Annotated in this window: 7 protein-coding genes; 6 read left to right on the plus strand and 1 reads right to left on the minus strand. The window is 56.0% G+C overall.

The genetic code is table 11. From position 1 onward, the window contains the following. Positions 1 to 8: 8 nt before the first annotated feature. Entirely contained in the window at positions 9 to 2,081 is a 2,073-nt protein-coding gene (locus tag F1728_RS28260) for a M20/M25/M40 family metallo-hydrolase (RefSeq protein WP_155366799.1), read from the minus strand. 325 nt (positions 2,082 to 2,406) lie between these two features. On the opposite strand from F1728_RS28260, the gene F1728_RS28265 reads away from it, so the two are divergent. The 6 genes from F1728_RS28265 (at position 2,407) to F1728_RS28290 (ending at position 12,110) form a co-directional block, all read left to right on the plus strand. Further along, entirely contained in the window at positions 2,407 to 4,446 is a 2,040-nt protein-coding gene (locus F1728_RS28265) for an AMP-binding protein (RefSeq protein WP_155366800.1), read from the plus strand. Next, positions 4,443 to 5,642, plus strand: a complete 1,200-nt coding sequence (locus F1728_RS28270) for an acetyl-CoA C-acetyltransferase (RefSeq protein ID WP_155366801.1) — start codon at positions 4,443 to 4,445, stop codon at positions 5,640 to 5,642. The genes F1728_RS28265 and F1728_RS28270 overlap by 4 nt, the downstream gene beginning before the upstream one ends. A gap of 31 nt (positions 5,643 to 5,673) precedes the next feature. Then, entirely contained in the window at positions 5,674 to 6,606 is a 933-nt protein-coding gene (locus F1728_RS28275) for a 3-hydroxyacyl-CoA dehydrogenase family protein (protein WP_155366802.1), read from the plus strand. A 3-nt stretch (positions 6,607 to 6,609) separates the two neighbouring features. Then, the gene (locus F1728_RS28280; RefSeq protein WP_155366803.1) at positions 6,610 to 7,377 is read left to right on the plus strand and encodes a 3-hydroxybutyrate dehydrogenase; all 768 of its coding nucleotides are present in this window, start codon (positions 6,610 to 6,612) and stop codon (positions 7,375 to 7,377) included. Between the two features lie 136 nt (positions 7,378 to 7,513). Next, positions 7,514 to 10,759 (plus strand): DUF1549 domain-containing protein, encoded by a 3,246-nt coding sequence (locus F1728_RS28285; protein ID WP_155366804.1) that lies wholly within the window; start codon positions 7,514 to 7,516, stop codon positions 10,757 to 10,759. A gap of 52 nt (positions 10,760 to 10,811) precedes the next feature. Continuing rightward, positions 10,812 to 12,110: a DUF1501 domain-containing protein gene (locus F1728_RS28290; protein WP_155366805.1), complete on the plus strand. Its 1,299-nt coding sequence runs from the start codon at positions 10,812 to 10,814 to the stop codon at positions 12,108 to 12,110. Positions 12,111 to 12,151 lie beyond the last annotated feature (41 nt).

Genomic DNA, 12,151 nt, shown 5'->3' on the forward strand with positions numbered 1-12,151 from the left:
GATAACGCTTATTTGGGTTTACCCAGCTTCACGGTCAGTTTGACTCGCTTTCCGTCCCGCAGGACAGTGACCTCTACCTCCTCGCCGGCGGAAAACATCCGCAGGGCCAGGTCGAAGTCATCCAGACCATCGATTTTCGTCTTGCCCATCTTGATGATGGCGTCGCCGGCTTTGAGACCCGCTTTGTCAGCCGGACTGCCGGGAGAAGCTCCCGAAATGTGATAGCCGGGGCCTTCGCCACCGAAGTCCGGAATACTGCCGAAGTAAGGCCGGTTCCCGGAACGCATGGTCGCGGCAGGACGCTCGATCTTCACGTATTGAGGACGGTCGGGGTTTTTTGCAGTCGCGATAGCGATCTCTTCCAGAAACCCGATGATCCGTTCCATGCCCGGGATATTGATTTTGTCCCAGTCATCAGAGGGACGGTGGTAGTCGCTGTGAGTTCCCGTAAAGAGGTGCAGTACCGGAATCTGCTTGCCGTAAAAAGAGCTGTGATCACTGGGACCGAACCCTTCCGGCTTGAGTGAGAGTTTCAGGTCGTAGGCTTTCGCAGTATTTTCTACCAGTTTTTCCCAGCGGGGGGCGGTGCCGGTACCGAATACGGTCAATTTGTCGTCAGTTAAACGTCCGACCATATCCATGTTGAGCATCGCCACGGTGTTCTTCAGGTCAAACACGGGATTTTTGACGTAATGTGCTGAGCCGATCAGTCCCCGTTCTTCACCAGTAAAGGCGATAAAGACCAGGCGGCGAGGCAGGGGCTCCTTGCGAGCTGCCAGCTTGCGGGCCAGCTCGATCAGGGCCACGGTCCCCGAGGCATTGTCGTCAGCACCGTTGTGGACATCAGTCGAACCGGGGGCCAGCGAACCTTCACCGCCATAACCAACATGATCATAGTGTGCGCCGATGACGATGGTTTCATCAGCGTGAGGCCCTTTACCTTCCAGCACGCCAATCACATTTTTGACTTCTGTGCGAATCTGTTCGACCGAAATTTCGCCCTGGGCTTTCCACTGGGGTAACGCGAAGCTTTCCGGCTTGAAAGTTTCGTCGATTTTACCTTCCAGTTCCTGCAGCGTTGGTTTCCCGGCGTCCTTGAAGAGTTCGTTACACTTTTCGATGGTGATGTGAGCGATTGGAATTGAACGGCCATCTCCGCTGCCGGCATACCCAAATTCCATCAGCCGGTCGAAATGCGCCTCTTTCAGATTCTTACGTGCCTGCTGCACGTCGTGCAGAGCTTTTTTCAGGGTGACTGCACTGCTTTCCTCTTTATCCTTCGCTGCTTTTTCCCATTTTTCGGTAGCGAGAATCAGTTCTTCAATCGCGTCCTGTTCCAGTTCGCGGGCCTCTTTTTTGTGTTCCTGCGTAGAATAGTAATCGTTGACGAACAGGATCGCTTTGGCACCTTTGCCGAACGCGGTGCTCACTTTGTAGCGGAGTGCTGCATAACGTGAAATGCCGTGTGCCCCTGCGAACGGGCTCTCTTTATCGCCCTGCTGGGGAGTGCGACGCATGATGATGACGACCTTGTCTTTCACATCGACGTTGGCATAGTCATTGTATTTCGCGTCCTGGGCATCGATGCCGTATCCGCAGAAGACTACTTCCGCATCAAATTTTCCCGAGCCGCCGAACGAGCAGGAGCGGAAATCCTTGTTGTAGGCGAGGGGAATTGTTTTACCGTCCGGTCCGGTCAACTGCAGTTCGTTGGTCGGTCCCAGTTTGCTGCCCGTGTTGATGGTGAATTTCTGAAAGGCACTTTCTTCGACCGTTGTCACATCCAGGCCGGCTGCTTTGAATTCTTTGACGATATAATCCGCAGCGAGGTTGATGCCCTGAGTGTCGACCCCACGCCCTTCGAGTTCATCGGAGGCCAGGTATTTGATCGCGTCCAGCATCCGTTTACCGCTGGCGGAATTGACTTCCGTTTTGGCTTTTGCGCTGGCGGGTTTGGTCGGAGTTTCGGCCCGCAGGCTGGCAGGGCCGGTAATCAGTGAGAGGCTGACGCCACATACGAAAAGCAGACCGTATCCGGTTGCGAGTAATCTGGAAATCCGGTTCGAGTTCAGAACAGACATATAACCTCTTTCTCCACAGGTTTTTGAAAAGGGGGCCTGTTGTCTTTACGCGTTCGTCTGGAAGACTGTTGGAAGCGGGACGCACTACTATCAAGCGCGCCTCCGATATTATCATTTTCGCAATTCCCGTGCTGAATGGAAGCCTGTTAATAAAGATAAATCAAAAAACATATTTGTTCCCAACTCTTTTTTGCTGTTGCGTTTACGAAGCAGCGGCCTGAACTGGCGAATTGCCGGCGGAACGGGTAGAGTCTAAAAGAGAACCCCACCGTGAGCACATGGACTATGTCGCTTACGGGATGCACAATTGAACTGGGAATCACTCATGGACATCACAGCGGCAGCGCTCGAAAACTGTGGTCTCTCGCCTGAAACAGCGGTTCAGCTGCAACAGAGACTACAGGCACTACCTTCACAGCACGAAAATGAACTCTGGCAGACGCTGGTCACAGATTTCCTCACTCCCGAACTCCCGTTCGCCGTCCATCAGCTGTTGTATCAGAGCGTCTATCAGAGACAGCTCGAAAGTGGTACGCCCGCCCCGGCCTGGTTTCCAGGGGAGCGGGAATTGTCGGAATCCAATCTGGCCGGCTGGCTGAATGAGTTGAATCTGCACAGTATGGAAGATCTGCACTCCTGGTCGGTGCACGATCGAAGCCATTTTACGCAGAAGCTGATCGATTCCCTGCGGATCCGGTATCAGGAGCCGCCGCGTGAGATCATGAACGTTGAGGCAGGTATCGAACAGGTCCAGTGGCTGACCGGGGCGCGTTTGAATATCGTCGAGAGTTGTTTTCGCGATAAATCCGACGAGACAGCCGTCTGCTTCCAGAAAGGAAGTTCGGAACTGCAGCAACTCAGCTACACTGAATTGAAACAGCTGACCGCGCAGGTGGCCAATGGACTGCGGGAAGCGGGTTACGAACCCGGAAGCCGGATTGCCGTCATGATGCCGATGACGGTGGAATCGGTGGCAATTTTTCTGGGAATCATCGCCGCCGGTTGTGTGGTGGTGACCATTGCCGACAGCTTCTCCGCCGAGGAGATGCAGGTGCGGCTGAAGATTACCAAGCCGGAACTCATCTTCATCCAAGATGTTATCTCCCGCGGCAGCAGGCAGTTACCCCTCTATACCAAGCTGGGGGCGGAACAACGGCTCCCCGCGATCGTGCTACCCGAACAGGGGACATTACAGGTGCCGCTCCGCGCAGGTGACCGACCCTGGTCGGAGTTTCTTTCGGAGAACCGGGAGCTGACCTGTGAGCCCCGCAATCCGCACGATGAGACCACGATTCTCTTTTCTTCCGGAACGACGGGAAATCCGAAAGGGATTCCCTGGGATCAGACCACGCCGATCAAATCCGCCGGCGATGGCTTTCTGCATCACGACATTCAGGCCGGAGATGTCGTCTGCTGGCCGACCAACCTGGGCTGGATGATGGGCCCCTGGCTGGTCTATGCCACGTTGATCAACGACGCCACTCTCGCGTTGAGCGATGCGGTGCCCACCAGCCGTTCGTTTTGTGAGTTCGTACAGAACGCCCGCGTGACCATGCTGGGGCTGGTACCCAGTATTGTCTCTGCCTGGCGGAGCCAGGATAGTGTCGCCGGGCTGGACTGGACGCAGATCAAGGTTTTCAGTTCGACCGGGGAATGTTCGAATCCGGACGACATGCTCTGGCTGATGTCGCGGGCCGGTTATCGCCCCGTGATTGAATACTGTGGCGGAACCGAGACCGGCGGCGGTTACATTACGGGCACAGTCTTGAAGCCGGGTGTGCCCGGCCTGTTTGCCTGCCCGGCGGTCGGTTTCGACTGGCTGCTGCTGGATGAAACAGGGCACCTGACCGAAAACGGCGAAGTCTTCTTTGTGCCTCCCGTGATTGGCTTGTCGACCCGCCTGATCAACCGCGATCATCATGAGGTCTACTTTGCCGATATCCCCCCGGGACCGGAGGGCGAATTGTTGCGTCGGCACGGCGATCAGATTGAAGCATTGCCCGACGGTTATTTCCGGGCGCAGGGCCGGATTGACGATGCGATGAACCTGGGAGGGATCAAAGTCAGCTCCGTGCAGATTGAGGAACTGCTCACCCAGGCAGAGGGCGTACGGGAAGTGGCTGCGATTGCGGTCCCACCGGCGGGCGGCGGTCCGAGTCTACTGGTGATTTATGTCGTCATGCAGCCGGAAGCGAACTTCGAGGCAGAGGCACTGCAGTCCAGCATGCAGCAGATCATTCGCAGTCAGCTCAATCCACTGTTTAAAATACAGGCGGTGCGCGAGATCGAACAGTTGCCCCGCACGGCATCCAACAAAGTGATGCGGCGGAAATTACGGGATTTATTTCAAGGTTCAGAAACATGAGTCAGCAGGGAGAACAGCGGGTTGCCATTCTGGGAGCCGTCCGCACACCCATTGGTGCCTTCAACGGTGCCTTTCAGAATCTGTCGGCAGTCCAGTTGGGCACGACGGCCATCAAAGAGACACTCAAGCGAAGTCATTTGACTGCACTGCAGGTGGATGAAGTCATCCTGGGGCAGGTCTTCACCGCCGGCTGTGGTATGAACCCGGCGCGACAGGCGGCCGTGCACGCGGGCATTCCTTATCATGTCCCGGCGACGACCGTGAACATGGTTTGCGGGTCCGGACTGAAGTCGGTCGCTCTGGGAATGCAGTCCATTCTGTGTGGCAAGTCGCGTGTCGTTCTGGCGGGCGGGATGGAGAGCATGAGCAACACTCCCTATCTGTTAAAAGGGGCTCGCAGCGGATTCAAGATGGGGGATCAACAGCTCGTCGATTCCATGATCCACGATGCCTTGTGGGACGCCTTTTATGATTGCCATATGGGCATTACCGCCGAGAACCTGGCAGAGAAATACGAGGTGACGCGCGAAGACCAGGACCGTTTTGCGGTACAGAGCCAGCAGCGTTACCAGGCAGCCCTGGAAGCGGGGAAATTCGACGAGGAAATCGTGGGCGTCTCGGTGCCACAGCGTAAAGGGGAACCGCAGCTGGTTTCCGTCGACGAACACCCGCGGAAAGAAACGAGCCTGGAAACAATCTCGTGTCTGCGTCCGTCCTTCAAAAAAGAGGGAGGGACCGTGACCGCTGCGAATTCCTCGGGGATCAACGACGGTGCTGCAACCCTGGTGATTGCCTCGGAAGCATTCGTTGAAGAACAGAAGCTGCAACCGCTGGCCTGGATTCGCAGCTTTTCGAATGTGGGACTGGATCCACAGTTTATGGGGATGGGGCCGGCCAATGCGATTGAAGATCTGTTGCAGGACGCGGGGTTGAAACTCGCGGACATCGATCTGCTGGAAGTGAATGAAGCCTTTGCCGCACAGGCCCTGGCGGTCGGCAAGAAACTGGGCTGGGATGAAGCCCGTGTGAACGTCAACGGCGGGGCGATTGCCCTGGGACATCCCCTGGGGGCCAGCGGAGCCCGCGTGGCAGTAACACTGCTGCATGAGATGCGGAAACAGCAGGCGGCCCGCGGCATTGCCTCGCTCTGCATTGGGGGCGGCATGGGAATCGCGATGTTATTTGAGTCCGCTTGAAGTGACTATCTAAGAAAGAGGACGTTACAGCATGCAGGAAATTGGGATTCTGGGAGCAGGTTTGATCGGGGCGAGCTGGGCCTCTTTTTTCGCGGCGCAGGGGCTGAATGTCCGCATCTATGATGTGAACGAGGAAGTGAAACAGCAGGCCCTCGGCGTGGCGGAGAACAATCTGCAGCGGCTGGTCAAACTGGAACTGCTCAGCGAGGAAGCGAAAGCCGTCGGTCTCCAGAATCTGCAACTGGTTGACTCCATGCAGGAGTTGTTAACTGATGTAGAATACGTTCAGGAATCGGTGATTGAAGATTACGAGATCAAAGCCGACGTCTATCGGCAGTTCGAGCAATCTGCTCCCGAGACCGCCATTCTGGCCAGCAGTTCTTCGGGACTGTTGATGACGCGAATGCAGTCGGTGCTGCAGCACCCCGGGCGGGCATTGATTGCGCATCCCTTCAATCCGCCGCACCTGATCCCACTGGTGGAACTGGTGCCCGGCGAACAGACAGCGCCAGAGACCGTCGAACGGGTGCGCGACTTTTTCCAGCAACTGGGCAAGTATCCCGTGATCCTCAATAAGGAAGTGCCTGGTCACATCGCCAACCGACTGGCGGCGGCGATCTGGCGCGAGTCGCTGGCCTTACTGGATGAAGGGGTCGCCAGCGTCGAAGACATTGATGCGGCCCTCTGCCAGGGACCGGGTCTGCGCTGGGCGCTGATGGGACAGCACCTGATTTATGAACTGGGGGGCGGCGAGGGCGGCTACGAGAAGTTCTTCGATACCATCGGGGCTTCGTTCGAAGCGTACTGGGAAGACATGCAGACCTGGACCCGGATTCCCGAGTCAGCCAAAGAGAAAGCAGTGGCGGGCACGCAGAAGTACCTCGAACAACAGGGGCGAGCCGAGCGGGCTGCCTGGCGCGATGAGAAGCTGGCGCGGATTCAGCAGATTCTGAAAGAGGAATAAATCATGACACAAGCCAAAGTCGCTTTGATCACCGGCGCTGCCAGCGGCATCGGGGCGGAAATTGCCCGAACGCTGTATAAACAAGGCTGTGATGTGGTGATCGCCGATCTGCACGAGCCTGAATATCTCACGGAGCTGTCTGCGGAAGGACAGCGGACGCTGTTTGTCCCCACCGATCTGTCGCAGGTAGAGCAGTGTCAGTCGCTGGTGGAACGGGTGACCCGGGAGCGGGGTGGCGTGGATATCCTGGTCAACAATGCGGGCTTTCAGCATGTCTCGCCATTGGAAGATTTTCCGGAAGTGGTCTGGGAGAAAATGCTGCAGGTGATGCTGACAGCGCCCTTTCTGCTGACAAAGTATGTCCTGCCCGGAATGAAACAGCGGCAGTGGGGACGCATCATCAACATGGGCTCGATTCATTCCCAAGTGGCCTCGCTCAATAAAGCGGGTTACATTGCCGCCAAGCATGGACTGGTGGGATTGACGAAAACGACGGCCCTGGAAGGGGGAGCGTTTCAGATCACTGCCAATGTGATCTGTCCCGCTTATGTGCGGACGCCCCTGGTCGAACAGCAGATTGCCGCCCAGGCGGAGACCCTGGGGATCAGCATTGAAGAGGTGGAAAGCCAGGTCTTCCTGAAAGCTTCTGCGACGGGTCGCATGATTGAGCCTGCCGAGGTGGCGTCGATGGTGAGTTATCTCTGTTCGGAGCAGGCCAAATCCATCACGGGTGCCTGCTGGACCATTGATGGAGGCTGGACGGCCCAATAGTCCGGTTAATGGCCTGATCTTCGTTTTTCCGGGCGGGCAATTATTTAACATTGCTAACAGGGACGCGACGTATTAGAGTGTGCTTATGTAAGCGGCTCACAGAACACTTTACCCGACTTGTGTGATGAGGTGAAGTATGCGCGTTCCACGTCCGATCAGATCCTTGTGGCTGTTATTTTTGCTGCTACCGCTGCAGGTGGTTGCAGCGGAAACAGACGCTCCCGTTGTGGCGCAGACGCCTGAGGAGCTCGCCATCAGGGAACTGCGTGGGATTTATACGAATCTCCAGCAGAACAAAGATGGCACGGTCCGCCTCGTACGGTTCAGTAAGCCGCACGTCACCGCCGAAAAGCTGGCTCACCTCGAACAGTTTCATCAGCTCGATTATCTGGCCCTGGTCTGCCCCCACCTGGGGGATGAAGTACTGCCCCATCTCCAGGACCTGACCAACCTGGATACCTTGTTACTTTCGGAATCGAAGGTCACGGATGCAGGGTTGCAGCACCTCCAGAAGTTGAATCGTCTGGAGCGACTTTACCTCGACAATACGCAGCTCACCGATGCGGGACTGAAACAGCTCTCACAACTGACGCAGCTCAAAGTGCTCTCACTGCGCAATACAAAGATTACCGACCAGGGACTGGTTTCTCTGAAAAAACTGCAGAAACTGGAAGTTCTGCTGCTCTCGGGAACCCAGGTCAGCGATGCAGGTTTGTCTGCGCTCAACGCATTTCCGCAGTTGAAGACGCTCTACCTCGCGCGAACGAAGGTCAGGGGCACACAGCTGGCAGAATTGAAGCTGCCCGCGCTGGAATACCTCTGTCTCAATCGTTGCACACTGGCTCCTGATGCGGCAGACGCACTTTCAAAACTTTCACATCTGAAAGGCCTGGAAGTCTATCACACGGGGCTGACATCGAAGGCTCTGTCAGAACTGAAAACTCAACTTTCGAAGACAGCCCTGTTCACTGAAGATTTAACCGCCCCAGAGACACTGGCTGCATTGACTGAGCAGAAGCAACAGGTTCCAACCACAGAGCAACCACTGCTGAAACCGATTCAAGAACGGATTTCAGCGGGGGAGAAGCTGGTCCCCGATTTTCAAAAACATGTAATCCCGCTGCTGGGGCGACTGGGTTGCAACAGTCGCAACTGTCACGGCTCGTTTCAGGGGCGGGGCGGATTTCAATTGTCGATGTTCGGCTATGACTTCAAGCTGGACCATGACAACCTGCTGGAACGGATCGACAAACAGCATCCTAAGAAAAGCCTGGTATTGAACAAGCCGACTTCGGAAGACGAACATGAAGGGGGCCTGCGACTGCCTCCCGGCGGTTGGGAACAACAGCTGCTGCACGACTGGATTGCTGCGGGAGCCGCGCCGGTCTCTCCAAAGGGCCCCCGCTTTGTACGGCTGGATGTGACACCCCGTCAGATCGTCTTTAAGAAAAAGGGAGAATCGGCGACGTTGAAGGCGATTGCCGTCTGGTCGGATGGGACGCGAGAAGATGTGACCTGCCTGACCCGCTTTGAATCCAAAGACGACAGTGTGGCGGAAGTCACGACGGAAGGTGTGATTCAGGCGAAAGCTCCCGGCGATACTTATGTCATTTCGTATTACGATAACGGAATCTTTTCCACGCAGGTCCTGCAGCCGGTGCGGGAGTATCAGCCGGGTGAATATCCCGAAGTCCCCACGCCGACTGTTGTGGATCGGCATGTGCTTAACAAACTGCAGAAGCTGGGAATCCAGCCTTCCGGTGTTTGTACCGACGAAGAATTTCTCAGACGCGTCAGCCTGGATATGACGGGCACGCTGCCGACTCCAGACGAGATTCGGGATTTTCTCAAAGATCCATCTACCGAGAAACGGAGCCAGAAGATCGAGGAACTGCTCGCGCGACCCGGCTACGTGGCCTGGTGGAGTTTGAAGCTGTCTGACCTGACGGGCAGTAACGCAGGCTACCTCGGCGGGACCGAAATGGCACAGCCTGTGGCCGGTCAGTGGAATGCCTGGATCCGGCGTCGGGTGGAAGATAATATCGGCTGGGATAAGATTGTCTCGGGGATTATCCTGGGAACGAGTCGTTTGCCGGGACAGACTTTCGAAGAGTTCATGGCGCAGCAGAGTGAATTCACCAGCATTAAAGATCGGGCCGACTTCACTGCCCTGGATAATACGATGCCCCACTACTGGGCGCGTTCGAATATGACGGTGCCTTCCGATAAGGCGCTCGCCTTTGGTTATACGTTTCTGGGCATGCGGTTGGATTGTGCCCAGTGCCACAAGCATCCCTTCGATGAATGGTCGCAGCAGGATTTCAAGCTGTTTACCGAGTTTTTTACGCGCATCAAATTCGGTGTGCCCCCCGATGCCCGCGTTCTGCATGAAGAGACGCGGAACATGCTGGGCGTGCCGGTGAAGCTCAATACCGCAGCCCTGCGCAGACAGAGTTATCTGCGGATTGCGGCTGAGGGACGGTCGATTCCCTGGCGGGAAGTTTATATTGAACCCGCGCAGGGGGATCTGCAGCTTGCCAAACTGCTGGGGGGAGAAGAGATCAACATCAGTCAGATTCATGATCCGCGTGAAGTGCTGATGACGTGGATGCTGAATGAGCCCAATCATTATTTTGCGAAAGCATTCGTGAACCGGATCTGGGCGCATTACTTCAACGTGGGAATTATCAATCCACCGGATGATCTGAATCAGGCGAATCCTCCCAGTAACAAGGCGCTGCTGGACTACCTCGTCCAGGGTTTCATCGAGAGCGGTTACGATATGAAATGGCTACATCGGACCATTGCCAACAGTCGGACGTATCAGCTCAGCTGGCGACCCAATGAGAGCAATCGGAAAGATACCCGCAATTTCAGTCATGCTGTGCTGCGGAGACTCCCGGCGGAAGTGGCCATCGATGCAATTCAACAGGCAACTGCGGGAGACAAGAAGTTACTACAGCACGTCAGCAAAATGGACGGTCGTAAGATTACACAGCACCCGCTTTCGTTCCAGGCACGTTCGATTGATTTTTCTTTGCTGGTTTTCGGCAAACCTTTGCGGACAACCAACTGTGACTGTGAACGCCAGGATCAGCCGACGCTGTTACAGTCGCTCTATGTGCGGAACGATGCCGAGATGCTGAGTCAACTGACCCGCCCGGATGGCTGGTTATCAGAAATGAAACAACAGACATTGGATACTGCGGCTCGGAAAGAGCTTATTCAGGAAGCTTACCTGCGGACACTCTCCCGTCTGCCGGAAGAGTCAGAACTGCAAGACAGCCTGGAGTACCTTCAGACGACGAAAACGATTCAGGAAGGACTTCAGGACCTGATGTGGGCGCTGCTCAACACGCAGGAGTTCATTACGAATCATTAGTTCCTGCGGATTGGGATAATTTGCGATCGACAGAGCGCATGAGGACGGAATTATGAAACAACGGAAACAGATTAAGCGGCGAGATGTCCTGCAGGCGGGGTTCCTGGGAGGACTGGGACTGTCATTGCCCGGGTTCCTGAAACTGTCAGCCGCCCAGGCAGAGGCTCCCGCCCGGAAAAAATCGTCGGCAGATGCGGTCCTGTTTCTGAATCTGGCGGGTGGGGTTTCGCATCTTGATACGCTGGACATGAAGCCCGAAGCGCCGGTGGAAACGCAGGGGGAGTTCAAGTCCATTCAAACCTGCATGCCGGGGCATCAGGTATGTGAGTATCTGCCGAAATACGCGAAAGTGGCCGATCAGTTCACACTGCTGCGCGGGATTTCGCATTCCGCGGGAGCACATCCCCAGGGGCAGTCCTGGATTTCGACCGGAAATCGACCTGTGCCTGCGCTGATCTATCCTTCGCTGGGATCAGTGATTACCAAAGAGATTCCCAGCCGCCCCGATCTGCCCGGCTATGTTGCGATTCCCAAAACGGAGTGGAACGCCGGCTATATGGGAGATGCCTTTGCGCCTTTCAAAACGAACACGGTGCCTCAACCTGGAAAGCCCTTCCAGGTACGGGGGATTTCGCTGCCGGAAGGTCTGACGCTGGAAAAAGTGAATCAGCGGCAGCAGCTGCTCAACAAGCTGGACCGCCGGTTCAAAGGGCAACAGACCGAGAGTCAGTTACTGGACGCACTCGATCAGTTTGGTTCTCAGGCCTATCACATGATTACTTCCAAACGGGCCCGGGCTGCCTTTGATGTCGAGCAGGAATCACCCAGATTACGCCAGATGTTTGGTGCCGATGAATTCAGCCAGTCTGTCTTTCTGGGCTGTCGCCTGATCGAATATGGCGTGCCTTTTGTGACTGTGACCTACCAGGGGTGGGACACGCATACCGAAAACTTTGCCGGGCATCGCCGCCTGATACCGCCGTTGGATGCGGGGATGACCGCGGGACTGGAAATGCTCAAGCAGAAGGGGCTCTGGGAACGGACGCTGGTCGTGATCATGGGCGAATTCGGTCGGACGCCGAAGATCAATGAGAATGCGGGCCGCGATCACTATCCTCGTGTGAACTGGTGCCTGCTGACTGGCGGGGGAGTGCAACCGGGACAGATGATCGGCGGGACGACCAAAGCCGGGGATGCACCGGATGATCAGACTGAGATCTCACCGGATGACATTGCCGCCACGATCTATCACGCACTGGGCATCGATCCACTCAAAGAGTATTACACGAACACCGGCCGACCGACGATGCTGGTGCCCCACGGTCGGATTATGCATGAACTCTTTGCCTGAAGCGTGCGGCACCGCGATGTGAGATTGATTTCAGTCACTCA

Source organism: Gimesia benthica (assembly GCF_009720525.1).
GTDB lineage: Bacteria > Planctomycetota > Planctomycetia > Planctomycetales > Planctomycetaceae > Gimesia > Gimesia benthica.